The sequence below is a fragment of the Bacillus sp. PS95 genome, from assembly GCF_037963565.1.
GTDB classification, from domain to species: domain Bacteria; phylum Bacillota; class Bacilli; order Bacillales; family Bacillaceae; genus Bacillus; species Bacillus subtilis.
This window is the reverse complement of record NZ_CP150160.1, coordinates 1029466-1053253: the sequence shown is the minus strand read 5'-3', so window position 1 is coordinate 1053253 and position 23788 is coordinate 1029466. Positions and strand designations below refer to the sequence as shown.

The window sequence follows — 23788 nt, the reverse complement described above, 5'->3', positions numbered from 1 at the left end:
ATACTAATATCTAGTGTTATAATCTGACCATAAGGAGTGATTCATATGTCAAAAGCAAAAATTACAGCTATCGGCACCTATGCGCCGAGCAGACGTTTAACCAATGCAGATTTAGAAAAGATCGTTGATACCTCTGATGAATGGATCGTTCAGCGCACAGGAATGAGAGAACGCCGGATTGCGGATGAACATCAATTTACCTCTGATTTATGCATAGAAGCGGTGAAGAATCTCAAGAGCCGTTATAAAGGAACGCTTGATGATGTCGATATGATCCTCGTTGCCACAACCACATCCGATTACGCCTTTCCGAGTACGGCATGCCGCGTACAGGAATATTTCGGCTGGGAAAGCACCGGCGCGCTGGATATTAATGCGACATGCGCCGGGCTGACATACGGCCTCCATTTGGCAAATGGATTGATCACATCTGGCCTTCATCAAAAAATTCTCGTCATCGCCGGAGAGACGTTATCAAAGGTAACCGATTATACCGATCGAACGACATGCGTACTGTTCGGCGATGCCGCGGGTGCGCTGTTAGTAGAACGAGATGAAGAAACGCCGGGATTTCTTGCGTCTGTACAAGGAACAAGCGGGAACGGCGGCGATATTTTGTATCGTGCCGGACTGCGAAATGAAATAAACGGTGTGCAGCTTGTCGGTTCTGGAAAAATGGTGCAAAACGGACGCGAGGTATATAAATGGGCCGCAAGAACCGTCCCTGGCGAATTTGAACGGCTTTTACATAAAGCAGGACTCAGCTCTGATGATCTCGATTGGTTTGTTCCTCACAGCGCCAACTTGCGCATGATCGAGTCAATTTGTGAAAAAACACCGTTCCCGATTGAAAAAACGCTCACTAGTGTTGAGCACTACGGAAACACGTCTTCGGTTTCAATTGTTTTGGCGCTCGATCTCGCAGTGAAAGCCGGGAAGCTGAAAAAAGATCAAATCGTTTTGCTTTTCGGGTTTGGCGGCGGATTAACCTATACAGGATTGCTTATTAAATGGGGAATGTAACAAAAAAAGAACTTGTTTCCAAGGAAACAAGTTCTTTTTCTTTATGAAGCCGGCTGTTCTTCTGATGTTTCTTCCTTCCGGCTTAACATTGTAAAGTAAGTAATGCTTAGTGCAATCATGACGAGGGCAATGCCGATTAAGACGCCGGCCATCTGCCACATGTAGCCAAAGTCACCGTTTGAAATGACTGCTCTGAATCCGTTAATGCTGTAGGTCATCGGCAATGCGCCGTGGATGACCTGATAGAAATTCGGAAGCAATTCCAGCGGGAAGGTTCCTCCGCTCGCTCCCAGCTGCAGCACTAAAATAATGACTGCGATAAATCGCCCCGGGTTGCCCATCGTTGTAGCCAAAAATTGAATTATCGCCAGGAAAGCGAGACTCGTAATGATCGTAAACACGTAAAATCTCCACGTGCTCTCTACCTCAAGACCAATTCCCAATAGAAGAACCGTCGCCACAATCAATGATTGAATGATTCCTACAAGCATCATGACATTGAATTTGCTGAAGAACCACTCAAAACCGTTTCTCGGACGTCCTGACGCTTCCTTCAGCGGGAAGACAACCGTCAGCATGATGCCGCCGACATACAAGCCCATTGACAGGATATAAGGTGTCAGCCCTGTTCCATAGTTAGGAACGGAATGAATGGCATCATCTTTGGTTTTAACCGGATCCGCAAACATGCCGTATGTTTGATCATCAGCATCGATATCTCCTGTTTGGTCAGCCGCATCCTTCAGCTTACTAGACAGCTCTCCTGTGCCGTCCAATAGCTTGCCTAAACCTGTATCAAGTGATGCAGATCCGTCTGCGAGTTTTGATGATCCGCTTTGGACCTGTTTAGACCCGTCTAACAGCTTAAACAATGCGCCGGATACTTGGCTGCTTCCTGTCACCAATTGCTCTGAGCCCGCTTTTGCTTTTGCGAACTGCTTATTATATTCACCGATGCCCGCTGTCAGTTTAGTTTGGCCATCTGTCAGCTTCTGAGAACCATTGTATATCTTATCAGCTCCCTCAGTTAATCTGTCAATCGCATCTTGGATTGTTTTTGCGCCGTTATAAAGCTTAGATGTAGCTTCCGGCATGGCTTTCACCTGCGCCACCTGCGCTTTCACGTCTTCAAGAGAGCTTTTTATCGTTGCGATGTCAGGCAGCTGATCAGCTGTAGGTAGCTGGCTTAATATTTGATCAAAATCAGGCGCATCAACTTGCGGAAGCTTTTTCTCAACAGAATTAATCAGCTGGCTTTTTTGCTCCGCTGTTAAGAAGTCACTCGAATTGATGACATTTTTAAATGCCTGATCACGGTTTTTCAAACTGTTTTCAAAGTCAGTCAGCTGTTTTTTGAATTCCTTCATCGCAGTTTCTGACTTTTCCAGATTGTTTACAGCAGTTTCAAGCTTCGTTAAATCGAGCGCATTAATGATCTTTTCCGCTTTTGCCGCTTTCTCAGAACCTTCTTGGACTTTACTGTTGAGCTGATCCAACCCGTTAGTAAGTTTAGGCGTACCCTTCTGCACGTTTTGAAGTCCGGCAAGAAGTTCATTCATCTTGCTTGTCAGTTCGCCTGATCCTGCTGCAAGCTGACCAGATTTATCATAAATCTGGTTGCTGCTGTCCTGGAATTTACCGAGCGAGCTGTCAAGTGATTGGATGCCGCTCGTCACCTGAGCCGCTCCATCTGCAAGCTGCGCTGTTTTGTCACTGATGGTAGCGGTGCTTTCCTTCAGCTTCGCCAGATTTTCTTTCAGCTGGGCGCTTCCGTTTTTCGCATCCTTTGTGCCGTCATCAATTTTTTTCGCGCCGCTGCTCGCGTCGCTCAAACCTTTTGCGATATCTTTAAAGTTATCAAAAATAACTTTCGTATATTGCTCGGTCACTTCTTTTGAAACAGAGGCTTTCAGTTTATCAATCGCTTTTTCGCCGATCGTTGCCCCTACATAGTTAGAACCTGCATTTGTGTGGTATTTCAGATCCAATTTTTTCGGATTTTTGTCTAATACAGTGCTGGCATTCTTAGAAAAATCCTCAGGAATCTCGACAACTAAATAATATTTTTGATTCAATAAGTCCTTTAACGATTGGTCGAGATCATTGGAAAAATGCCAATCAAAGTTGTTATTATCCTTTAATTCTTTGACCAGATCATCACCGATTTGAAGTTTTTCTCCTTCATACGTTGCTCCCTTGTCTTGGTTGACGACAACGACAGGCAGCTGGTCAACTGTGCCGTACGGGTCCCAATAAGCCTTTAAGAATACGCCGCTGTAAATAAGCGGGACAAACAAAATGGCGATGATGGGAATCAATAATTTTTTACTTGTTACGATGTCTTTCCACTGACTTCGTATTGTGTTCATCCTGATGCCTCCATTCTAAAACTGACTCATCATGAAAAATGGTCATTTTCTTGCAAAGAGAAAGGATTATCTAGTTCGCTGACAATCCTTTGACAACATACAATTCAAGCAGTCCCGCAATTGTCTCTTTATCAAGCGGGGGGTGTTGTTTTTCCCAGTCAAAAATGAGCGCGATATAAAGCTTCAGCATCACAAAGGCTGTCAGTTCAGGGTCGCACGGCTTGATTGCGCCGCTTTTGATCCCGTCTTCAATCTTACTTTTGATATAAGACAGTATGGCTCGCTCCATTTTCTGGATCACTTCCTGAACTGCCATTGTACCAATCTCGGCATTCTCTTGGAAAATTTTAATCGTCAGCTGATGTGTTTTCCTGAACTCCAGAATGGCAAACAGCGCTCTGTGCACATTTTCATGGAACGGAAGGTTCGGCTCCATCGCTTCATCCGCTTTTTGCTTCATTTCCTTTAATAAAGTAGTGAAAATCTCGTCAAACAGCTCTTCTTTGTTTTTGAAAAAAGTATAAATGGTTCCCTTCCCCACGTTCGCAAGTTTTGCGACAAGATCCATTGTCGTCGCTTTATACCCGAACTGCGTGAAAGACTTTGTAGCCGCCTCCAAAATGAGCTTTTTTCGATCTATTGACATTGTATTCACCTCGAAACTGACCGTTTGAACATTTTAGTCATTAAGTACATATGCAAATGTATCATAACCTGCTGTTCAATTCAATCATTTTTTTACACAATATTGCCATTGAACATCAAAAAAACCTCCGCGATAAAGCGGAGGTTTTAGCTGAATAAATAGGTAAGCGCGTCAGACACGGCAGCTTTTCCTTGATCAATGCAGTCGGGAATGCCGACACCTTCGAAAGAAGCGCCTGTCATATAAACACCCGGATACGCAGATGCAAGTGCTTCACGCAGCTCCTTGATACGCTGCTTATGGCCGACATGGTACTGCGGCATGCTTTCATGCCATCGGGTTACACATGTCATTTCCGGCTCGCCGTTTATGTTCATGACTTTCTTTAAGTCTTCTAACACAATGTTGATAATGTCATTATCTGATAGATCGACAATGGATTCGTCTCCGGCTTTTCCGACATATGCCCGAAGCAGCGTTTTGCCTTCCGGCGCTGCGTGCGGCCATTTTTTATTCGTCCACGTACAGGCTGTGATCGCAAAGTCACTGTTTCTTGAAATGACAAAACCCGTGCCCTCATGCTCCATTTGGACGGAGCCTTCAGGGAAACCTAAAGCGACGTTTGCCACGGATGTGGAGTGCATATTTTTCAAATGAGAAATGGCAGGAAGCTCAGAAAGCATTCCCGCAGCCGCTTTATGCGGAGCAGTCACAATTACTGAATCAGCATCAAGTGTGACGCCATTATCCAGTTCGAGCGAATAGCCAGAGTCGCAACGGCTGAGTTTGGTCACTTTTGTGCCTTTATACACCTTCGTCAGCTTTAACTGCTTTTCGATCTCTTCTACAAGGGTCTGCAAACCGGTTGACAGAGTCTGGAACTGCCCTTGTTTTTTTGCCGTCAGCTGCTGGCCAGAGCCTTGAGGCCTTGTTTTTTTCATGCCGAGAATCAGGCTTCTATGCTTTTGTTCCGTCTGGTAAAATTGCGGGAATGTCGACATCAGGCTGAGCTTGTCAATGTCGCCTGCGTAGATCCCTGATAGAAGCGGCTCGATTAAGTTCTCGACCACTTCATCTCCGACACGTCTGCGGAAGAATTCTCCCAATGACTGATCATCCTTTGTTTTGCTTGCAGGCAGGATGAAATCCATAGCAGCTCTCGCCTTCCCTGACAAGGAAAACAGACCCGTAGAAACAAACGGCGCAATTTTTGTCGGTATCCCCATTACGGAGCCCTTCGGCATTGGATGCAGGGTGCGGTTTACAAGCACATAGGATTGTCCGGTCGCATTGTTGACAAGCAAATGCTCAAGACCTAAGTCTTTAACAAGCTGCGGGGCGCTTTTCTTTCGTTCCAGAAATGAGTCTGGCCCTCTTTCGATGATATAGCCGTCTTTCTTGACAGTCTGGATTTTCCCGCCGACTCTCGGACTTGCCTCAACAAGTGTCAGCTCAAGCGGCAGATTCTTTTCTTTGATTTCTTTTTCCATATAGAAGGCGGCGGCTAAACCGGTAATGCCGCCGCCGATGATGACTACATGTTTTTTGCCGTCACTCATGTTCATCGCCTTCTTTAACGTCCTAATTTTTTTAATACGACTGTTGCCAAAGCATCAATAAATTCAGGCTTGGCATTTGGCATTTCCGGCCGGTAATAGCTTGCGCCGATATCGTCAGTAACCACTTTGCATTCATAATCATTATCATAAAGCACTTCTAAGTGATCCGCGACAAATCCAACAGGAACATATACAAATGCTTGATAGCCTTTTTGTTCGAATAAATCACGTGTTAAATCCTGAACATCGGGTCCGAGCCAAGGATCAGGCGTGTTCCCTTCACTTTGCCAGCCGACAGCATATTCGGAAACGCCTGCGCCTTCAGCAATCAATTTCGCCGATTCATGCAGCTGGTCCGGGTACGGGTCTCCAAATTCTTTGATTTTTTCCGGCAGGCTATGTGCGGATACGATGAGCATTGCGTTTTCTCTTTCATCCTCAGGCATTGACGCATATGTTTCCTTTACTCGGTCAACCCAATATTTCACGAACTTAGGTTCATCGTACCAGCTTTCAACTGACGTAATCGTTAAGCCGCCGAGTTTTTCAGCCTCTTCTTTGGCGCGTTTGTTGTAGGACTGAACGCTGAACGTGGAGAAATGCGGCGCCAGCACGATGCTGACTGCTTCTGTAATGCCATCCTTATGCATCTCTGCTACGGCGTCTTCAATAAACGGCTCGATATGCTTCAGTCCGATATACGCTTTAAACGTAATCTCATCCTGAATTTCATTCAAGTGCTGTTCCAGATTATGCGCCTGCTCTTCTGTGATTTTGGCAAGCGGTGAAATGCCGCCAATCGCTTCGTATCTGTCTTTCAAATCTTGAAGCATTTCAGGTTCAGGCTTTCTGCCTCTTCTGATATGTGTATAATAACGTTCAATATCTTCTTCCTTATAAGGCGTGCCGTACGCCATCACGAGAAGCCCCATTTTCTTTCTACTCACTGTTTACACCCTCTTTAATGATCTGATACAAACATTTTGACAGGATATCATTAAGATACCAAAAGATATGCTTAGGAATATTGACCCATTTTTTTGTTTTGTGAATATTCATGGACAAATGCTGTCAGTTTTTTCAAAACCTCGGGACTGACATCAGGAAATACCCCATGGCCAAGATTGAAAATGAAGCCGTCTGATTTCATACCCTGATTAAGTATTTCCTTCGTTTTCTGCTCAATGACTTCCCATGGCGCAAGCAAAATGGACGGGTCCAGGTTGCCCTGCACTGTTTTAGTGATTCCTTTTGATCTGGCTTCAGCAATGCCGAGTCTCCAGTCAAGCCCGACAACATCGAGAGGAAGGTCATGCCAATCATCTGCGAGATGGCTTGCGCCGACGCCAAACATGATCAGCGGCACATTCTCCTTTGCGAGCTCTGAAAAAATCCGGTTCATTACGGGTTTGATGTATGTTCTGTAATCTGCCTGATTCAATGCGCCGACCCACGAATCAAAGATTTGAATCGCTTTTGCGCCTGCCTTAATCTGCGCTTTCACGTACACGATGATCATGTCGGCAAGCTTGGACATCAGCAGATTCCATGCATCCGGCATGCTGTACATGAAGGCTTTTGTTTTATTGTAGTTTTTCGATGGGCCGCCTTCGATCATATAGCTTGCAAGCGTAAAAGGCGCACCTGAGAAACCGATGAGCGGGACGTTCAGCTGCTCATTGACAAGCAGTTTAATCGTCTCAAGCACGTACGGCACGTCCTGTTCCGGATCAATCCGGCCGAGTTTTTCAATGTCCGCCAGAGACCGGATTGGCTGATCAATCACAGGACCGACCCCGTTTTTGATTTCAACATCCACACCGATTGACGGCAGCGGCGTCATGATATCTTTATAAAGGATTGCAGCATCGACTCCGTATTGCTCAACCGGCAGTCTTGTGACATACGCACAAAGTTCGGGCTGATGTGTGATCTCAAACAATCCGTACTTTTCCTTCAGCTTGCGGTATTCCGGCTGTGAGCGCCCTGCTTGCCTCATATACCACACAGGCGTGTGATCCGCTTTTTCTCCCCGCGCAGCTTTTAAAAACGTCTCGTTAAACGTTTCTCGTTTACTCATCTGATTTCCACCTTTCATACGGCAACCATACGTTCGTATTTCTTGACTTATTCCACTATACCTTGTTTTAGGCAAATGGTATAGAAATGTAGCTCAAAGTTCAAAAAATCGCCGAATTCCATTAAGAGGAAAACAATTTTGGCTGAACGTAATCGGTTCCTTCCCCTTCTCTTTTTGTCTGTGTATTATAAGGCACAATTTTATAAGACGCGCCCGAAAATAAGTTGGCATAAGGAATTTCATAGCTTCCCTTCCCTTCAACCGAATCAAGAAGCGTCTCCTCGCCGTCCTTGTTTACATAAATTCTGTATACGGCCCGATCATCCTCTTGAGCGTCCCACTTTAATTCAATAGTAAAGAGCCCCGCTGCTTTAAATGTGTAATCGGCTGTGAGTGTTTTGACCGGCTTCAGCTCAATCGGGCTTTCCAGGTCTTTAACGTTTTTAGGCTTTGTGAACACATGACCGGTTTCTCCTGCCTGTGTCAAAATATCCTTAAACAGCCGCGTCGGGTATGAGCTCCCGGCTTTCAAATAATGGTTTTGATCCGTTTTGTCATAGCCCATCCAGACTGCCCCGGTTATTTTCGGCGTATAGCCTGCAAACCAGGCGTCCTTTGTCGCGCCGGAGACGCCTGTATAAGATGTAGAACCTGTTTTTCCCGCCAGGTCGCCGTGATAGGTGCCGGACGTGGCCGTTCCCTTTTTGACTACCTGCTGCAGCATTCTCGTCATATTCCAAGACGTCTGCTTGTTGAAAACCCGCTTTCCTTCTTCTTTATAATCGGCTATTGTTTCTCCGTCTTCATCTATTATGCTCGAGATAAAGAAAGGTTCCGTATACGTTCCATTCGCGGCAAATGTATGAAACGCGCCGGCAAGCTGGAGCGGCGAAACGCCTTTTTCCAAGCCTCCTAGAGCGAGAGCAAGGCCTTCATCAGGGATATCAATGCCGTTTGCTTTCAAATAAGATTTTCCTGTTTCAACGCCGATCTCATTCAGCGTCCAGACAGCCGGCGCGTTTTTGCTGTACGTAATGGCGTCAGACATAGTGACTTCGCCCTCATACCGGCTGTCGTAGTTTTTCGGCGTATAATCTCCGTAGGACTGCAACTCATCCTTCAATAGAGAATATGGCTTAAATTTCTTTTCCTGCATCGCCGGTCCGTATACGGCAAGCGGCTTAAATGTGGAACCCGGCTGGCGGACAGCTGTGACACGGTTATATCCTTTGGATGTGTAATCCCTTCCGCCGATGGCCGCTTCTACACCGCCTGTCTTGTTATTAATAAAGACCGCGCTTCCCTCGGCATTCTGATCTGTTCCGGGATAATAGCTTCCCTCTTTCATCACCTGGTAAGCCGTCTTCTGCAGCTTCGAATCGAGCGGCACCTTGATCGTGTATCCGCCTTGAAGAAGCTGCTCTCCGGAAATGGAATACTTGTCTTCCGCCTCTTTGATCACAAGGTCAATGTAGCTGTCAAACCAAGGTGTTTCCGACTGTTTCTTCACGTGCAGTCCAAGCGTTCGGCCCTGTGCGGTGACAGCCTCTTTCGCACTGATATAGCCTTGGTCATTCATCATACCTAGAATTGTATCACGCCGCTCCTTATTTTTATCAGGGTGCAAAATCGGAGAGTACGTAGAAGGCGCCTTCGGAATAGCGGCCAAAACAGCGCCTTCAGATACAGTCAAATCTTTTACTTCTTTATTAAAATAATAGTGGGACGCCGCTTGTATGCCGTAGACGCCGTGTCCGAAGTAAAGCTGGTTTAAATACATTTCAAGCAGCTTGTCCTTGCTGTAATCCCGTTCAAGATTAATCGCAATGATCACTTCTTTTGTTTTTCTTAGAAACGTTTTGTCATGTGTCAGAAAAATATTTTTGGCAAGCTGCTGGGTGATCGTGCTTCCGCCTTCCACCTTTCCGCCTGCTAATATATCGCGATACACTGCCCTTCCGACAGATTTTGCATCAATGCCGTGATGCTCATAGAACCTTTTATCCTCAACAGCGATAAACGCTTCTCTGACCTGCTTTGGAATCTCATTGATCGAGACCGGTTCGCGATTTTCTGTATACAGGCTTGCAACCTCATCTCCGTTTTGATCAACAATTTTTGAAGAAGCATGAAGTATCAGCTTTTTTTCATCTATGACATAATGGCCGAGAAAAATAATTGAAATATATCCTATTAAAGCGAGAAAAGCAGTTAACACTAAAATAATGATAGGTATAAAAAGTTTCTTTTTCTTTATCTTAAACATGAACTCACCTCGCCTTTCTAAAGGTAGTATGGGAAAAATTGTTTGGAATTATGTTCGAAGCACTCGCCAATAGAAACTTATACCATTGTTTTGATATACTAGCAAGCAGGAGGTGGCTGATATGAAGGTTTATATTACATATGGGACAGCCGATTTTTTAAAAACGATCGTAGAAAAGCATCCCTCAGAAAATATCCTTTTGATGCAGGGGCAGGAAAACGCCATTTTGATTCATGAAACAAACGGAGATACCGTTTTCCAGGCACCACACGCTTATGAAGTCATTGACCAAGTCGGAGAGATCAAACATCCCGGTTTTGCAGTATTGAACAATATTGCCGTCACTCAGGAAGGACGTCCGCTGTTTGAAAACAGATTTAAAAACAGAGCGGGAAAAGTCGAAAACGAGCCTGGCTTTGAAGCAATTCGAGTGCTCCGTCCGATCGACAGTGACACCTATGTCATTCTGACCTTGTGGGAAACGGAAAGCGCCTTTCAAGACTGGCAGCAGTCCGGTTCTTACAAAGAAGCCCACAAAAAACGCGATACATCTGCCGGAATTGACACAACGTCGATCTTCTCCCGGCCTTCCTATGTCACCACATATTTCGCTGTCGAATAGCTGCCGGCATGTCCGGCAGCTTATTTTATTGGGAGGAAAGCAAAATGAAGCATACTTGCCCAGTCTGCGGGTTTAAGGGATTGGCTGAACCGCCATATGATCATGAAGGCAATCATTCTTATGAAATCTGCCCGTGCTGCGGTTTTCAGTTCGGATTTGATGATTACGAGATGCAGCACGAGGATGATTCATATTTAGAGCCATCGGAAAGCATCATCGCCTATAGAAAAAACTGGCTTGCTGAAGGGTGCGTCATTTTTTCTCCTGAATGCTTCCCAAAACATCTGCAAAAAGCGAATAGAGTATTAAGGCATCATCTGATTGAGCAGCTGAAACAGATCAATGTTCATCTTCCATCATAACCCTCCACTCTGTCCCGGCACCTTCCGCCCGCCTATGAATAATCTGTAAGCGGAAGGAGTGATCGATGATGGAAGTCGGGATTTTGTCTGTCCATGTTCTGTATGTGTTTTTTATCGGAGCAATTATCCTATTTATGCTGCTGAGAAAAGACACGACATTTATTTCTCTATTCGGCATTTTTATCATATCGCTATGGGCCAGCCATTCACTTTCAGCTTCTGTCAGCAGTTTATTCCACAGCTTTATCTATGCGGCCGGCGAACTGCTGCCCACGATTTTCATCATTTGCTTTATCGTTTCAATGAGTGATTTGTTAACAAAAACAGGGATAAATGAAGCGATGATTTCTCCCTTTGCAAGCCTTGTGAGAGGGCCTGTGACTGCCTATTGGCTGATTGGAGGCCTGATGTTCGCCATTTCTCTATTCTTCTGGCCTTCTCCGGGTGTCGCTTTGATCGGCGCCGTCCTGCTCCCCGCAGCCGCACGTGCCGGTTTGACGCCTCTTGCCGCGGCCATGGCCATGAACTTATTCGGACACGGTTTTGCCCTGTCAGGAGACTTTGTCATTCAGGCGGCGCCAAAGCTGACTGCGGATGCAGCAGGCATTCCAGTCGGTGATGTCGTCTCGGCCAGTATTCCGCTTGTGCTGATTATGGGTGTGACTACAACAACCGCTGCCTTTATCATGATTCAGCGCGAACGCAAAAAACAGGAGCATCCCGCTTCTTTTTCCCCCGTTCTTTCCGGCGAACAAGACAACTCGCTGTACTTGCCAAAACGCCTGCGGTCCATACTGGCTTTTTTGATTCCGCTTGCCTTTCTTGCAGATATCGCCTGCATGCTCTTGTTTAACCTACAAGGAAATGATGCAACCGCGTTAATTGGCGGGTCTGCAATTTGTATCCTCTTTACCGTTCATTTTTTCGTGTATAAGCATAAAGGGCTTGAAAAAATCACCGGCTATTTTATTGACGGATTTAAGTTCGGTTTTAAGGTTTTCGGCCCCGTCATCCCGATTGCCGCTTTCTTTTATCTTGGCGACTCAGGCTATGAAAGTATACTGGGCACTTCACTCCCTAAAGGTTCCCACGGCATTGTCAACGATCTTGGCATTGCTTTATCCCATATGATGCCTATGTCAAAGGAGCTTGCCGCCGCTGCATTAACTGCCGCTGGAGCCATAACAGGCCTTGACGGCTCAGGATTTTCTGGCATTTCTCTCGCCGGCTCCATCGCAAAGCTCTTTTCGTCCGCTCTCCATGCCGATCCCGCTATTCTGACCGCGCTCGGACAAATCTCTGCCATCTGGGTGGGCGGAGGAACACTGGTCCCATGGGCTTTGATTCCCGCCGCGGCCATTTGCAAAGTTGATCCTTTTGAGCTTGCCAGAAAAAACTTCATTCCCGTCGCGATTGGCCTTTTGGTGACAACCCTCGCAGCTGTGATGATGCTTTAAAACAGCACGAGTTGAAATATTCAGACTTTTTCTATACAATCATGGAAAACATAGAAAAGGGGGAAGCGGCTTTGTCCATATCCACACTGCAGAAAGAGATAAACAAACAGCTCGACGGCTGTTTTGAAGAAATGGTTGAGATCAGGCGCCATTTTCATATGTATCCTGAGCTCTCATTTCAAGAAGAAAAAACCGCCGCATTTATTGCTTCCTATTATGAATCGTTAGGAGTCCCAATCCGCACAAACGTTGGCGGCAGAGGGGTTTTAGCATATATAGAAGGAAGCGAACCCGGCCCTACAGTCGCTTTGAGGGCCGACTTTGACGCTCTCCCCATTCAAGATGAAAAAGATGTCCCTTACACCTCCAAAGTGCCTGGTGTCATGCATGCATGCGGCCACGACGGCCACACCGCAGCTCTTCTCGCAGTGGCCAAGGTCCTTCACCAAAACAGACATGAACTGAAGGGAACATTTGTGATGATCCACCAGCATGCAGAAGAATATTATCCGGGAGGCGCAAAGCCAATGATTGATGACGGCTGTCTCGAAAACGCGGATGTGATATTCGGCACTCATCTTTGGGCAACTGAGCCGCTCGGAACTATTCTTTGCCGCCCCGGCGCCGTCATGGCGGCGGCGGACCGATTTACGATTAAAGTCTTCGGAAAGGGCGGCCACGGCGCTCATCCGCATGATACAAAAGACGCCGTCCTGATCGGTTCGCAAATCGTTTCCTCTTTGCAGCACATTGTCAGCCGCAAAGTCAATCCGATTCAATCCGCCGTCATTTCGACAGGCTCCTTCATCGCCGACAATCCGTTTAATGTCATCGCAGACCAAGCAGTACTCATCGGCACAGCGCGTTCTTTTGATGAAAATGTCCGGGACATTCTGGAGAAAGAAATTGAAGCGGTTGTAAAAGGAATATGCAGCATGCACGGCGCGTCCTATGAGTACACCTATGAACAGGGTTATCCGGCGGTTGTGAACCATCCTGCAGAAACGAGCCACTTGGTGAGCACCGCAAAGAATACCGAGGGCGTTCAGCAGGTCATTGACGGTGAACCGCAAATGGGCGGCGAGGATTTTGCTTATTACCTACAAAACGTGAAAGGCACTTTTTTCTTTACAGGCGCCGCTCCCGAACAGCCAGAGCGAGTCTATTCCCACCACCATCCGAAATTTGATATCAACGAAAAAGCAATGCTGACAGCGGCCAAGGTCCTTGCCGGCGCTGCGATCACCTATCATCAGCTATAAAAAAACAGCCGGAGTGTTTATTCTCCGGCTGTTTCCTTTAATATCCTCAGATGAAAAACATGTCTTGCCGTCTCTCCAAGCTGAGCAAGCAGCTTATAATTGGCAATTCCGCCGACTGCCGCTCCTACGCCCGGCAAAAGCTGAAAAAGCTTCACGACGTCGATATAATCGCGATATTCCTGCTGGAACACTCTCCAGTCGATGCTCTTTTTCTCCGTCTCCCAATTTTCGATGACAGAAAAAAGCGATTTACGGCCATCGTCACTCGAAAATGCAAGCTGAAACACGAGCAGCAAGAACATTCTTTCTTGTGCATCTTTCACATCAAAGCCGTAAATGGAAGACAAGGTAAATAAACACTTCATCTTAATTGAAAGCAGCAGCGGAAAATCAGCAATGCCTAAAAAAATGCCGCCCGCTCCGGTGCCGACTCCCTCAGCAGCTGCCACTTTCTGATAAGAAACAATCGTTTTTTTCGCCAATTCATTTTTTTCACTGAGCGACAGTGCACTTGTATCCTTTTTATAAGTGATGATATTGGAGCCGGCCATTGTCGCTTCTACCATTTTTCTCACACTCTCGGTGACGACCGTATGGATTTTTTCAGGAATCCGTTCATTCACCTTCGTCTGGACACGCTTCGAAAAGCGTTCAAACATGGAATCCTTTCGCAAAAAATGCATTTTCCATTCCAAAGCTTCCTGCATCAGCAGCTGATTATCTGTCATTTGATTACCTCTTTTCAGTTCACAGCTTTCCGTGCTTTTTCAGCCTGGTTGTCATATAAGCAGGCAAAACAACAAAAATCAGAACGGCAGAACCGATCAGCGCGTACAGAAAACCGGTCAAGCCGGCTGCATAGGCAGATGCAACAGACATCAGCAGCGCTTGAATACTAAGTGCAGTTTTTAATAGAGAGAAATAGCTTTTCAGCTTTGTTTCTTTTTTCACAGGGTACAGCTCTTGAAGCGCCAGATGGTCAAAGTGGCCGAAGAGCGGCAGAAGCTGAATGCCCGTAATGAAAATGGCAAACACAGTCAAAACCGCGGCAATCAGCGGGCTGGCTGAGATATACATAATGATCAGCGCGAAAACGATCGTTAATCTGACAAGAATGCCCAAATAATCACTCGAACGCAAAAAGGCGCGGGTGAACATATAGGCAAATGTTTTGCGCTGTTCAAACGGCACGAGCCGCAGCAAAAAGTCGAGATAAGCTCTGCGTTTGGCTTGCTTTCGCAAATGCGGCACATCAGTAAACAGGTTGGCAATCCGATAGAAACGCTGCTTTCGTCTCAATTCGGACTCAATATGGCTCTCCCATTTAAATGTTTTTTGTTTTGCTGCGGAAGACATATACAGATAAAGAACAGCCATAATGACATAGACGAGAAGCGCATACATATAAACAGATTGGAAAACAAAATAAAGAACGAGTGTATTCGCCGCAAAGCGAATGATGACGTCCATCCGTTTCATGCTGCGGTCGTTTTGGAAAGTCATGCGCCATTCCATTACCTGATTCCACGCTTTCAGCAGCAACAGTTGGACAAAGACCGCGGCATACGATACGAGCGAAGCCCCCGGTGTGACTGCGAAATAAAGCGGCATCGCAACGATACTCAGCGCAATAAGCGGAAACAGCTGAGACACATAGCTGTAGACAAACGCCTGCTTCAAGTAAGGCTCCATTTTTGCTTCAAGAGGCAATAAGAAAACAAGGTCAGCCTCCTTCAAAAGCGTTCGCACATAAGAGCTTGTCAACACGAGCGAAAACAGCACGGCCATCACCCAAAAGGACGGAAAGTGAGCGGGAATGTCCCGTATCCATTTGCTGTACCAGCTTGCAGCGCCCGCTAGAAAAAAAATCAAAACAATGACGAGGTGATCGTTGAGCATATATTTCATGTATGTTCTTGTTTCTTTGATATGCTCCTGCAGCCGCGACTGCCAAATATCAAGCATATTATTCATGGCCAGCGTCTTCCTTTGTAAGCTCAAGATACAAATCGTCCAGCGCCGCGTCCTTCATTCCAAACTGCTCTCTGAGCTCTGACAGCGTGCCGCGCGCCCGCACCTCGCCGTTATGTAAAATAATAAACGAATCGCAATAGCGTTCTGCCGTTGCCAAAATGTGTGTTGACATCAGCACGCTCGCCCCGCCTTTTTTCGCTTCATTCATCCGTTCAAGCAGCGCGTTAATGGCAAGCGGATCAAGCCCTAGAAAAGGCTCATCAATAATGTAGAGCGCAGGCTCTGCCAAAAATGCGCACATAATCATAACCTTCTGCTTCATTCCTTTAGAAAAATGGGCCGGGAACCACTTCAGCCTCTTTTCCATTCGGAATTCCTTTAAAAGCGGAGGCAGCCTTTTCTCCATCGTTTCTTTTGACAGTCCATATGCCATGGCTGTTAGTTCAAGATGCTCCATCAGCGTCAATTCTTCGTATAAAACAGGTGTTTCAGGTATATAGGTAAATTGTGAACGGTAGCCTTCCGGATCCTCAGCAAACGTTTTACCGTTTAATGCGATTGAACCTTTATGCGGGTCCATCAGCCCGATGATGTGTCTGATTGTTGTACTTTTGCCAGCACCATTCAGCCCGATTAATCCGACAATTTGATTCGGTTCAAGGGTGAATGATACGCTTTTTAAAACCGGATTCCTTGTATATCCGCCGGTCAAGTCTTTTACCGATAGCAGAGACATAGTTTCTCCCCTTATAGTGTTTTTCTTCATAGTACCAAAAACAAGGCCTGATTTGAAACAATTCCCTTTTAACAAATGATGAATTTGCTGTCATAAAGAGACAGGTTCTGGACATCATAATAGTTGTAGAGGAAAAGCATATCAACTGAAAAATGAGGTGTTTGTCAAAGACGTCTTAGAAACAGTTGGATAGAAAATAAACATGTCCAATGCTCAAACCATTTCTCTTCACTGAATTGATGAATTCTTCATGTATGAAGCAAATTGTCAAATGAGGTGTTTATCGCAGGAATCGTTAGGCATTAAACAAGTCTTCATTTTATTGACAAATGAGGTGCTTACCAAAGGCATAACACATTTTCTTCATATAAGCTCTTCCTCTGCATTCAGGGTGAACGCTCGCCGTTCATCCTGTTTTCTATTTTCTGCATTTCTGTGGTACGATGAGTGTATACATACTAAACAATTTCATAAGGAGGAACCCTCATGCATTGTGCAGAGAATTGTATCTTTTGTAAAATTATCGCCGGCGACATTCCATCCGCGAAGGTGTATGAAGATGAACATGTACTTGCCTTTCTTGATATCAGCCAAGTGACAAAAGGCCATACGCTTGTCATTCCGAAAACACATATTGAGAATGTATATGAATTTACAGATGAATTAGCAAAACAATATTTCCATGCTGTTCCAAAAATCGCCCGCGCTATCCGGGATGAATTTGAACCGATCGGCTTAAATACGCTGAACAATAACGGCGAAAAAGCTGGACAATCTGTGTTCCACTACCATATGCATATTATCCCTCGCTACGGAAAAGGAGATGGATTCGGAGCGGTTTGGAAAACGCATGCTGATGATTATAAACCGGAGGATCTGCAGAACATCTCTTCCTCTATCGCAAAACGCCTGGCCTCATCATAAGATGAGGTTATTTTATTTTGTGAACATTTCGCAAACATCCGTCAATTTCTTTTGATAATTCTAATTTTTTATCAAAAAACTGAATTTTTGTGATAGGATAATTGTATTATTTTATACATTAACGTGGAAAACAGGGAGAGATCATAATGGAACGTACAACGAATTTTAACGCAGGTCCTGCAGCGCTGCCACTGGAAGTTCTGCAAAAAGCACAGAAAGAATTTATTGATTTTAACGAATCCGGCATGTCTGTTATGGAGCTTTCCCACCGCAGCAAAGAGTATGAAGCGGTGCACCAAAAAGCGAAAAGCCTCTTAATCGAACTGATGGGCATTCCGGAAGATTACGATATCTTGTTTCTTCAAGGCGGGGCAAGCCTTCAATTCTCAATGCTTCCGATGAACTTTTTAACACCTGAAAAAACCGCACATTTTGTGATGACAGGCGCTTGGTCTGAAAAAGCACTGGCAGAAACGAAACTGTTCGGGAACACGTCTATCACCGCTACTAGTGAAACAGACAATTACAGCTATATTCCAGAGGTTGACCTTACGGATGTAAAAGACGGCGCATATTTACATATCACATCCAACAATACAATTTTCGGCACTCAGTGGCAGGAGTTTCCGAATTCTCCTATTCCGCTCGTAGCCGACATGTCCAGCGATATTTTAAGCAGAAAAATCGATGTGTCCAAATTTGATGTGATCTACGGAGGCGCCCAAAAGAACCTCGGCCCTTCCGGCGTGACTGTAGTCATTATGAAAAAAAGCTGGCTGAAAAATGAAAATGCGAACGTCCCAAAAATCCTGAAATATTCCACACATGTCAAAGCGGATTCACTCTACAACACTCCGCCGACATTTGCGATTTATATGCTGAGCCTCGTTCTGGAATGGCTCAAGGAAAACGGCGGTGTGGAAGCTGTTGAACAGCGCAATGAACAAAAAGCGCAGGTTCTCTACAGCTGTATTGATGAAAGCAACGGCTTCTATAAAGGTCATGCCAGAAAGGACAGCCGCTCACGCATGAATGTCACCTTCACGCTTCGGGATGACGAATTAACGAAAACATTCGTCCAGAAAGCAAAAGATGCGAAGATGATCGGCCTTGGCGGACACCGTTCGGTGGGAGGCTGCCGCGCTTCTATTTATAACGCGGTCTCTCTCGAAGACTGTGAAAAATTAGCTGCGTTCATGAAGAAATTCCAGCAGGAAAATGAGTAAAAAGTCTGGCTATGCAAACCGTCCGTTTGGTATACTGTTTGCATAACACATTCTGTAAAGCCTTCGCAATAAATGATGAGCATATTATTGGAGGGCAAAAAGCTTAGCAGAGGAGAGCATAGTTATGAAAACAAAAGAGTTAGTCATTATGGCTCTGTTTGCCGCAATCGGCGCAGCGCTTCATTCCATTATTCCGCCCTTTTTAGGCGGCATGAAACCAGATATGATGCTGATCATGATGTTCATGGGCATTCTGCTGTTCCCGCGGGTGCAAAATGTACTCGTCATCGGGATCGTGACCGGAATCATTTCCGCGCTTACAACCGCGTTTCCAGCCGGACAGATCCCCAACATCATTGATAAACCCGTATCAGCGTTTCTGTTCTTCTCCCTGTTTCTCTTGTTCAGAAAGAGCCGAAAAACAGGTGCAGCCGCTGTGCTGACAGTGATCGGGACCATCTTATCAGGAATTGTGTTTCTATCGTCAGCTTTATTGATCGTCGGTTTACCGGGCGGTTTCGCCGCATTGTTCGCTGCTGTTGTTCTGCCGGCCGCTGTGCTGAATACAATCTCAATGATCATTATTTATCCGATTGTGCAAACCATTTTAAGGCGTTCAAGCTTTATGGAAGCTGCTAAATAATTGTCACACAAAACCTCTTCCGCTTCCGGGAGAGGTTTTTTTGAACAGAGCGCCCGCAGCATGTCAGCATGTTTTAAGCGAGGAGTTTTGTGAAAAAGATAAGACATAGTGTAAAGGCGGTTCCGGTTGAACAAACAAGCGCTTTCTGCCGGATAACCCTCTTGGGCGGATAAGAAGCAGCCTGGCTGAGAAGTTTGATATAGTAAACAGCGCCTGAAGCGAAGGCAAGTGTGATGCAGGATAATACAATCAAAAAGACAGACAACCTTCTCCCTCCTTTTCACTTAAAAAATATGCTAAAATAAAGCAAGCTATGTATAGAAGTTCAGGCTTTCAACAAAAATGAAAAATGCTGAATGAATCCTATTTTGAAGAAAAAGACGGGGTGATTGTAATGGCGAGCGGACGTTCTCTATTAACAGGACTATTCGTAGGCGGCATCATCGGAGGAGCAGCGGTTCTTCTTACTGCACCTTCCTCAGGAAAGCAGCTGCGTGAAAAAATGAAAACCAATTATGATTCTTTTGAAGAAACAATCAAACGCTTAAAGTCAGACGGGCTTGCATTAAAAGACCAGCTGATCAAAGCGGCAAAAGAAAGCACGGATGTTATTAAAGACGTGGGCGGCGAGCTCCAAACGTCAATTAAAAAATGGCAGGAAGAGATCAAGCCTCACCAGCAGGATCTGCAAAAAGAAATTGCCGATATCGAAGAGAAAATCAGACAGCTGGAGAAAACCTTACAAAACTAATATCCTATTCAAAAGAAAAAAATGCGGGCCAAAATTGGACCCGTATTTTTTTTGGCCGAAAAACCCTGCCGTCGCAATGGTTTGTGAATTTATTAAAAAATTCTTACATTTTCATCTTTATTAATCTTTATTTTATTGGCATAATAGAGAAAAAGAAAAAGAGAAGCAGGTGACGTAATGAATCGAGTGGAACCGCCCTATGATGTGAAAGAAGCTCTGGTCTTCACCCAGAAAATGGCTCAGCTTAGCAAGGCTCTTTGGAAATCGATCGAGAAGGATTGGCAGCAATGGCTCAAACCGTATGACCTGAATATTAATGAGCATCATATTTTATGGATTGCGTATCAATTGAATGGAGCTTCCATTTCTGAAATCGCGAAGTTCGGGGTCATGCACGTATCAACCGCATTCAACTTTTCAAAAAAGCTGGAAGAACGGGGATATTTAAGGTTCTCCAAACGGCTGAATGATAAAAGGAACACATATGTCCAATTGACTGAGGAAGGTACCGAGGTATTCTGGAGCTTGCTTGAGGAATTTGATCCGACACGCAACGCTGTTTTTAAAGGGTCACAGCCTTTGTATCATTTATTCGGAAAATTTCCTGAAGTGGCAGAAATGATGTGTATGATACGCCATATCTACGGCGATGATTTTATGGAAATTTTCGAAACGTCACTCACCAATATTGACAATGACTTTGAAAGCGTAAACGGAAAACTGAAGAAAAAAGCAAAGGACAGTGCGGCGGATGAACCGGCTGAAGAGCTTGAACCTGTAAACAGTTAATCAAAATGCTTCATGATATCGATAAAGACTTCCATCAGCTCTTGATAAAGCCCCTGCTCATACAGGGCAAAAATCGTTTCATGAACATCTAATTTTTCATTCAGCTGTCCGGCAAAAAGCGCAAGGAGCTTATCAAAGGTTACAAATCCTTGCGCTTTTTGTGTTGCCAGCTCTTCCGACAATTCGTCGCATATCCTCATAACCGCTTCCCCTTCTTCCTTGCTCAGCCCTTTGTCAATGAGAAGCGCATAGAAGGGGTACCTGTCCATATCTACTGTTTTCACTAATAATTGTATGTAATATTCTAATCGCTCAATGCGATGATCCATCGAATCCATCCACACCACTTCTTTCTATCTTTAATCTTATTTTAGCTGATAATTCACTGAGAAGAAAGTTCTAACCCCATATTTCGCAGTTTGTTTGCTTGTTTCAAAAAAATACCTGCCGGATGATATTTTTTCTTAAAAAAGCATTGATTTTTTCTCTTGGGAGGAGTAAATTATTTTGAGATTCTATTCAAGATGTATGGAAGGATGACTTTGATGAATTGCTGGAAGACCATAAATCTCATGAAGGATTATGGCGCCGTTCGCATAATATTAACTGCTGTATGTTTTATGATTTTGGTTTTTATATCTACCTTTTTAGCTTTTGAGCGGTTGCGGCCTGGCACAAGCTTAAGCGATGAATATGTATCTTTATTCGGCGGTTTGCTCGTCGTTATTTTATTTGTACATAAAGTCATCCATGTCCTGCCAATCATCTGCAAAAAAAGAAAAATAGAAAAAAAGTTTTACATATTGCGCATGCGCACATGGAAACGTATACCAAAAACAACAATGCTGATTTCACTCGTCAGCCCGTTCTTGCTGATTACACCGGTATTGTTTTACGCAGCACTGGCATTTCCGAATCATGCTCATTATTTCTGCATGATCTCGGGCATTCACGCCGGCTACTGTCTGCCTGATTTCCTGCTGGCTCTCAAGCTGATAAAAGCACCGAAAACCGCTTTTATTGATCAGGAAGCAGACGGCTTGGATATTCTTGTTGAAAAGTAGTCAAACCCCGGTGCTGGTGGCGATTTTTCAATTTGCATTCTATCTTTTTTAATAAATATTTGGTAATGTAATATGGGACAGTTCAGAGAGAGGGGGAATCTCCCATCATTTTATTCTATTTTATCGTGGCTGCCGTGTTTATTTTATATTTCATAAACAGGCTCACCAATACATTATGCCTTGTCAGAGAGATTCCTGAAGAGCGGCAAGATAAGGTATTCCGATTTATTAATGTATCTATATTAATTTTACTGATCTCTTCGTTTGTGGAGATCTCCTTTACAGTGTAAATACGAAAGAAAGCATAGCTGCTGATTAAGCAGCTATGCTTTTTTATGTTGATTAGTACAGCCAAGAAGCGCCGATGATAATCAATAAAATAAATAACACAACCAATAAAGCGAATCCGCCTGCAAATACTTCACCCATCTTAAAAAGCACCTCCTGTAATAAGCTTTATTTACCAATTACATGTTATGCAATTCATGTTTGAAACGATTAGGCGCTAGTGAAAATAAAGGATCGCTTATGTTGCAAGCGATCCTCGGGCTGCTTAGTAGATGTAAGCTGCACCTACGATGATAAGCAAAATGAACAGTACTACGAGCAACGCGAATCCGTTAGAGTATCCTCCGCTCATGTTACATACCTCCTTTTCTTGATCAATATATAAGTATGTCATCAGCAAAAGTTTGACTAGACGAATGCCCTTTATTTAAAATCTTTTTACAGAAAGCCACAATATGTTATGATACGCATAGGTAATTTAATTTGGAATGATTAGGAGTGTTTGAAAACAATGAAGAAAATCGCAATAGCAGCTATCACTGCTACAAGCATCCTCGCTCTCAGTGCTTGCAGCAGCGGCGACAAAGAAGTCATCGCAAAAACAGACGCAGGCGATGTAACAAAAGGCGAGCTTTACACAAACATGAAGAAAACAGCTGGCGCAAGCGTACTGACACAGCTAGTGCAAGAAAAAGTATTGGACAAGAAGTATAAAGTTTCGGATAAAGAAATTGACAACAAGCTGAAAGAATATAAAACGCAGCTTGGCGATCAATATACTGCCCTCGAAAAGCAATATGGCAAAGATTACCTGAAAGAACAAGTAAAATATGAATTGCTGACACAAAAAGCGGCTAAAGATAACATCAAAGTAACAGACGCCGATATCAAAGAGTACTGGGAAGGCTTAAAAGGCAAAATCCGTGCAAGCCACATCCTTGTTGCTGATAAAAAGACAGCTGAAGAAGTAGAGAAAAAGCTGAAAAAAGGCGAGAAGTTTGAAGACCTTGCGAAAGAATACTCAACAGACAGCTCTGCTTCAAAAGGCGGGGATCTTGGCTGGTTCGCAAAAGAAGGCCAAATGGACGAAACATTCAGCAAAGCTGCATTCAAATTAAAAACAGGTGAAGTCAGTGATCCTGTCAAAACGCAATACGGCTACCATATCATTAAAAAGACAGAAGAACGCGGCAAATATGATGATATGAAAAAAGAACTGAAATCTGAAGTGCTTGAACAAAAATTAAATGACAACGCAGCTGTTCAGGAAGCTGTTCAAAAAGTTATGAAGAAAGCTGACATCGAAGTAAAAGATAAAGATCTGAAAGACACATTTAATACATCTTCAACAAGCAACAGCACTTCTTCGTCTTCAAGCAGTTCTAAATAATAAAAAAGCTGTGCAGGCTCATTGAGCCGCACAGCTTTTTTTATGCGATGGAATGGTTTTGATTTTCTTCTTCATGCTGCTGAGAACTGCGGCGTTCTCGCTCCTTTTCCATCCTCTCCATATAAATCTGTCCTTCTTTTTCAATAAAAGCCTGGTCTACTTTTTCTTCCTCTTTGGCTGCCGCCACAAGTTTATATGCGCTGAAAATGATGCCTACAATACAAAGATACACCCACCATGGAAAAAATAACACGGGCTCTTCCCCCTTTGCATAGATTCTTTATTCTTAACCATATGCGGGAATGAGACGAGTTATGTGCGGGAAAGACGCATCAAAAAGGACTGAGCTGAATATGT

General features: G+C 44.5%; 26 protein-coding genes and 1 pseudogene. 13 read left to right on the top strand and 14 right to left on the bottom strand.

Annotation, left to right across the window (positions count from 1 at the left end; genetic code table 11):
- The first annotated feature begins 45 nt into the window (after nucleotides 1-45).
- Nucleotides 46-1023 carry a beta-ketoacyl-ACP synthase III FabHB gene (fabHB, locus tag NSQ12_RS05485; protein WP_003233200.1) on the top strand — a complete coding sequence of 326 codons (978 nt, stop codon included), beginning with the start codon at nucleotides 46-48 and terminating at the stop codon, nucleotides 1021-1023.
- A gap of 41 nt (nucleotides 1024-1064) precedes the next feature.
- On the opposite strand, the gene NSQ12_RS05480 is transcribed toward fabHB, so the two are convergent.
- The 6 genes from NSQ12_RS05480 to NSQ12_RS05455 form a co-directional block, all read right to left on the bottom strand.
- On the bottom strand, nucleotides 1065-3392 hold the full coding sequence (locus NSQ12_RS05480) for a YhgE/Pip domain-containing protein (RefSeq protein ID WP_181216943.1): 2328 nt from the start codon (nucleotides 3390-3392) through the stop codon (nucleotides 1065-1067).
- A gap of 70 nt (nucleotides 3393-3462) precedes the next feature.
- Nucleotides 3463-4038 carry a TetR/AcrR family transcriptional regulator gene (locus tag NSQ12_RS05475; RefSeq protein WP_014479348.1) on the bottom strand — a complete coding sequence of 192 codons (576 nt, stop codon included), beginning with the start codon at nucleotides 4036-4038 and terminating at the stop codon, nucleotides 3463-3465.
- 146 nt (nucleotides 4039-4184) lie between these two features.
- Nucleotides 4185-5597 carry a protoporphyrinogen oxidase gene (gene hemY, locus NSQ12_RS05470; protein ID WP_110109613.1) on the bottom strand — a complete coding sequence of 471 codons (1413 nt, stop codon included), beginning with the start codon at nucleotides 5595-5597 and terminating at the stop codon, nucleotides 4185-4187.
- Nucleotides 5598-5611: 14 nt separating this feature from the next.
- Complete coding sequence (gene hemH, locus NSQ12_RS05465) at nucleotides 5612-6544, bottom strand: ferrochelatase (RefSeq protein ID WP_014479346.1); 933 nt, start codon at nucleotides 6542-6544, stop codon at nucleotides 5612-5614.
- A 71-nt stretch (nucleotides 6545-6615) separates the two neighbouring features.
- Nucleotides 6616-7677: a uroporphyrinogen decarboxylase gene (gene hemE, locus NSQ12_RS05460; protein ID WP_110109612.1), complete on the bottom strand. Its 1062-nt coding sequence runs from the start codon at nucleotides 7675-7677 to the stop codon at nucleotides 6616-6618.
- 121 nt (nucleotides 7678-7798) lie between these two features.
- The gene (locus NSQ12_RS05455; RefSeq protein WP_198878832.1) at nucleotides 7799-9943 is read right to left on the bottom strand and encodes a transglycosylase domain-containing protein; all 2145 of its coding nucleotides are present in this window, start codon (nucleotides 9941-9943) and stop codon (nucleotides 7799-7801) included.
- 121 nt (nucleotides 9944-10064) lie between these two features.
- On the opposite strand from NSQ12_RS05455, the gene hmoB reads away from it, so the two are divergent.
- The 4 genes and pseudogenes from hmoB to sndC all read left to right on the top strand — a co-directional run bounded on the left by hmoB (nucleotide 10065) and on the right by sndC (nucleotide 13646).
- Nucleotides 10065-10565, top strand: a complete 501-nt coding sequence (gene hmoB, locus NSQ12_RS05450) for a heme-degrading oxygenase HmoB (RefSeq protein ID WP_069322493.1) — start codon at nucleotides 10065-10067, stop codon at nucleotides 10563-10565.
- 44 nt (nucleotides 10566-10609) lie between these two features.
- Nucleotides 10610-10927, top strand: a pseudogene (locus tag NSQ12_RS05445) (hypothetical protein).
- Between the two features lie 65 nt (nucleotides 10928-10992).
- Complete coding sequence (locus NSQ12_RS05440) at nucleotides 10993-12384, top strand: hypothetical protein (RefSeq protein WP_101172518.1); 1392 nt, start codon at nucleotides 10993-10995, stop codon at nucleotides 12382-12384.
- Between the two features lie 71 nt (nucleotides 12385-12455).
- The gene (gene sndC / locus NSQ12_RS05435; RefSeq protein ID WP_248719442.1) at nucleotides 12456-13646 is read left to right on the top strand and encodes an N-acetyl amino acid acetylase SndC; all 1191 of its coding nucleotides are present in this window, start codon (nucleotides 12456-12458) and stop codon (nucleotides 13644-13646) included.
- 17 nt (nucleotides 13647-13663) lie between these two features.
- Here sndC and NSQ12_RS05430 read toward each other — a convergent pair whose 3' ends face one another.
- The 3 genes from NSQ12_RS05430 to ecsA are packed head-to-tail and all read right to left on the bottom strand — an operon-like array spanning nucleotide 13664 to nucleotide 16356.
- Entirely contained in the window at nucleotides 13664-14374 is a 711-nt protein-coding gene (locus NSQ12_RS05430) for an EcsC family protein (protein WP_046160232.1), read from the bottom strand.
- 19 nt (nucleotides 14375-14393) lie between these two features.
- Complete coding sequence (gene ecsB, locus NSQ12_RS05425) at nucleotides 14394-15620, bottom strand: ABC transporter permease EcsB (RefSeq protein WP_110109608.1); 1227 nt, start codon at nucleotides 15618-15620, stop codon at nucleotides 14394-14396.
- On the bottom strand, nucleotides 15613-16356 hold the full coding sequence (gene ecsA, locus NSQ12_RS05420) for an ABC transporter ATP-binding protein EcsA (protein WP_024571662.1): 744 nt from the start codon (nucleotides 16354-16356) through the stop codon (nucleotides 15613-15615). The genes ecsB and ecsA overlap by 8 nt, the downstream gene beginning before the upstream one ends.
- Before the next feature lie 486 nt (nucleotides 16357-16842).
- On the opposite strand from ecsA, the gene NSQ12_RS05415 reads away from it, so the two are divergent.
- The 3 genes from NSQ12_RS05415 (at nucleotide 16843) to trpP (ending at nucleotide 19149) form a co-directional block, all read left to right on the top strand.
- The gene (locus NSQ12_RS05415; RefSeq protein WP_003233231.1) at nucleotides 16843-17280 is read left to right on the top strand and encodes an HIT family protein; all 438 of its coding nucleotides are present in this window, start codon (nucleotides 16843-16845) and stop codon (nucleotides 17278-17280) included.
- Between the two features lie 146 nt (nucleotides 17281-17426).
- Nucleotides 17427-18506: a 3-phosphoserine/phosphohydroxythreonine transaminase gene (gene serC / locus NSQ12_RS05410; protein ID WP_014479338.1), complete on the top strand. Its 1080-nt coding sequence runs from the start codon at nucleotides 17427-17429 to the stop codon at nucleotides 18504-18506.
- A gap of 124 nt (nucleotides 18507-18630) precedes the next feature.
- Nucleotides 18631-19149 carry a tryptophan transporter TrpP gene (trpP, locus tag NSQ12_RS05405; RefSeq protein ID WP_003233236.1) on the top strand — a complete coding sequence of 173 codons (519 nt, stop codon included), beginning with the start codon at nucleotides 18631-18633 and terminating at the stop codon, nucleotides 19147-19149.
- A 73-nt stretch (nucleotides 19150-19222) separates the two neighbouring features.
- Here trpP and NSQ12_RS05400 read toward each other — a convergent pair whose 3' ends face one another.
- The gene (locus tag NSQ12_RS05400; RefSeq protein WP_003233238.1) at nucleotides 19223-19414 is read right to left on the bottom strand and encodes a hypothetical protein; all 192 of its coding nucleotides are present in this window, start codon (nucleotides 19412-19414) and stop codon (nucleotides 19223-19225) included.
- Between the two features lie 129 nt (nucleotides 19415-19543).
- Here NSQ12_RS05400 and NSQ12_RS05395 point away from each other — a divergent pair, with 129 nt between their 5' ends.
- Complete coding sequence (locus tag NSQ12_RS05395; RefSeq protein ID WP_003245875.1) at nucleotides 19544-19900, top strand: YtxH domain-containing protein; 357 nt, start codon at nucleotides 19544-19546, stop codon at nucleotides 19898-19900.
- A gap of 177 nt (nucleotides 19901-20077) precedes the next feature.
- On the top strand, nucleotides 20078-20689 hold the full coding sequence (locus NSQ12_RS05390; protein WP_003239501.1) for an HTH-type transcriptional regulator Hpr: 612 nt from the start codon (nucleotides 20078-20080) through the stop codon (nucleotides 20687-20689).
- On the opposite strand, the gene NSQ12_RS05385 is transcribed toward NSQ12_RS05390, so the two are convergent.
- Nucleotides 20686-21027, bottom strand: coding sequence for a YhaI family protein (locus NSQ12_RS05385; protein WP_009966921.1), 342 nt, complete (start codon nucleotides 21025-21027; stop codon nucleotides 20686-20688). The genes NSQ12_RS05390 and NSQ12_RS05385 overlap by 4 nt on opposite strands.
- 207 nt (nucleotides 21028-21234) lie before the next feature.
- Between NSQ12_RS05385 and NSQ12_RS05380 the strand changes: the two genes are divergently transcribed.
- Nucleotides 21235-21753: a DUF3267 domain-containing protein gene (locus NSQ12_RS05380; RefSeq protein WP_088467604.1), complete on the top strand. Its 519-nt coding sequence runs from the start codon at nucleotides 21235-21237 to the stop codon at nucleotides 21751-21753.
- A 107-nt stretch (nucleotides 21754-21860) separates the two neighbouring features.
- Complete coding sequence (locus tag NSQ12_RS05375) at nucleotides 21861-22043, top strand: hypothetical protein (protein ID WP_024571667.1); 183 nt, start codon at nucleotides 21861-21863, stop codon at nucleotides 22041-22043.
- A gap of 52 nt (nucleotides 22044-22095) precedes the next feature.
- Here the strand turns inward: NSQ12_RS05375 and yhzE2 are convergent, their stop codons facing one another.
- Both yhzE2 and yhzE1 read right to left on the bottom strand, forming a co-directional pair.
- Nucleotides 22096-22182 (bottom strand): sporulation protein YhzE2, encoded by an 87-nt coding sequence (yhzE2, locus tag NSQ12_RS05370; protein ID WP_003155248.1) that lies wholly within the window; start codon nucleotides 22180-22182, stop codon nucleotides 22096-22098.
- Between the two features lie 124 nt (nucleotides 22183-22306).
- Nucleotides 22307-22393, bottom strand: a complete 87-nt coding sequence (yhzE1, locus tag NSQ12_RS05365) for a sporulation protein YhzE1 (protein ID WP_003327753.1) — start codon at nucleotides 22391-22393, stop codon at nucleotides 22307-22309.
- Nucleotides 22394-22552: 159 nt separating this feature from the next.
- Here yhzE1 and prsA point away from each other — a divergent pair, with 159 nt between their 5' ends.
- Entirely contained in the window at nucleotides 22553-23431 is an 879-nt protein-coding gene (prsA, locus tag NSQ12_RS05360; protein WP_014476317.1) for a peptidylprolyl isomerase PrsA, read from the top strand.
- Between the two features lie 40 nt (nucleotides 23432-23471).
- Here the strand turns inward: prsA and yhaL are convergent, their stop codons facing one another.
- Nucleotides 23472-23684: a sporulation protein YhaL gene (gene yhaL, locus NSQ12_RS05355; RefSeq protein WP_003233252.1), complete on the bottom strand. Its 213-nt coding sequence runs from the start codon at nucleotides 23682-23684 to the stop codon at nucleotides 23472-23474.
- Nucleotides 23685-23788 lie beyond the last annotated feature (104 nt).

Bases quoted from the DNA above. Each gene is read 5' to 3' on its own strand.
- yhzE1 (WP_003327753.1), bottom strand. From the start codon at position 22,393: ATGAGCGGAGGATACTCTAACGGATTCGCGTTGCTCGTAGTACTGTTC.
- yhzE2 (WP_003155248.1), bottom strand. From the start codon at position 22,182: ATGGGTGAAGTATTTGCAGGCGGATTCGCTTTATTGGTTGTGTTATTT.
- hmoB (WP_069322493.1), top strand. From the start codon at position 10,065: ATGAAGGTTTATATTACATATGGGACAGCCGATTTTTTAAAAACGATC.
- hemY (WP_110109613.1), bottom strand. From the start codon at position 5,597: ATGAGTGACGGCAAAAAACATGTAGTCATCATCGGCGGCGGCATTACC.
- NSQ12_RS05440 (WP_101172518.1), top strand. From the start codon at position 10,993: ATGATGGAAGTCGGGATTTTGTCTGTCCATGTTCTGTATGTGTTTTTT.
- serC (WP_014479338.1), top strand. From the start codon at position 17,427: ATGGAACGTACAACGAATTTTAACGCAGGTCCTGCAGCGCTGCCACTG.
- NSQ12_RS05415 (WP_003233231.1), top strand. From the start codon at position 16,843: ATGCATTGTGCAGAGAATTGTATCTTTTGTAAAATTATCGCCGGCGAC.
- NSQ12_RS05390 (WP_003239501.1), top strand. From the start codon at position 20,078: ATGAATCGAGTGGAACCGCCCTATGATGTGAAAGAAGCTCTGGTCTTC.
- NSQ12_RS05430 (WP_046160232.1), bottom strand. From the start codon at position 14,374: ATGACAGATAATCAGCTGCTGATGCAGGAAGCTTTGGAATGGAAAATG.
- fabHB (WP_003233200.1), top strand. From the start codon at position 46: ATGTCAAAAGCAAAAATTACAGCTATCGGCACCTATGCGCCGAGCAGA.
- prsA (WP_014476317.1), top strand. From the start codon at position 22,553: ATGAAGAAAATCGCAATAGCAGCTATCACTGCTACAAGCATCCTCGCT.
- trpP (WP_003233236.1), top strand. From the start codon at position 18,631: ATGAAAACAAAAGAGTTAGTCATTATGGCTCTGTTTGCCGCAATCGGC.
- ecsA (WP_024571662.1), bottom strand. From the start codon at position 16,356: ATGTCTCTGCTATCGGTAAAAGACTTGACCGGCGGATATACAAGGAAT.
- ecsB (WP_110109608.1), bottom strand. From the start codon at position 15,620: ATGAATAATATGCTTGATATTTGGCAGTCGCGGCTGCAGGAGCATATC.
- NSQ12_RS05385 (WP_009966921.1), bottom strand. From the start codon at position 21,027: ATGGATTCGATGGATCATCGCATTGAGCGATTAGAATATTACATACAA.
- NSQ12_RS05480 (WP_181216943.1), bottom strand. From the start codon at position 3,392: ATGAACACAATACGAAGTCAGTGGAAAGACATCGTAACAAGTAAAAAA.
- NSQ12_RS05395 (WP_003245875.1), top strand. From the start codon at position 19,544: ATGGCGAGCGGACGTTCTCTATTAACAGGACTATTCGTAGGCGGCATC.
- NSQ12_RS05380 (WP_088467604.1), top strand. From the start codon at position 21,235: ATGAATTGCTGGAAGACCATAAATCTCATGAAGGATTATGGCGCCGTT.
- NSQ12_RS05475 (WP_014479348.1), bottom strand. From the start codon at position 4,038: ATGTCAATAGATCGAAAAAAGCTCATTTTGGAGGCGGCTACAAAGTCT.
- hemE (WP_110109612.1), bottom strand. From the start codon at position 7,677: ATGAGTAAACGAGAAACGTTTAACGAGACGTTTTTAAAAGCTGCGCGG.
- NSQ12_RS05455 (WP_198878832.1), bottom strand. From the start codon at position 9,943: ATGTTTAAGATAAAGAAAAAGAAACTTTTTATACCTATCATTATTTTA.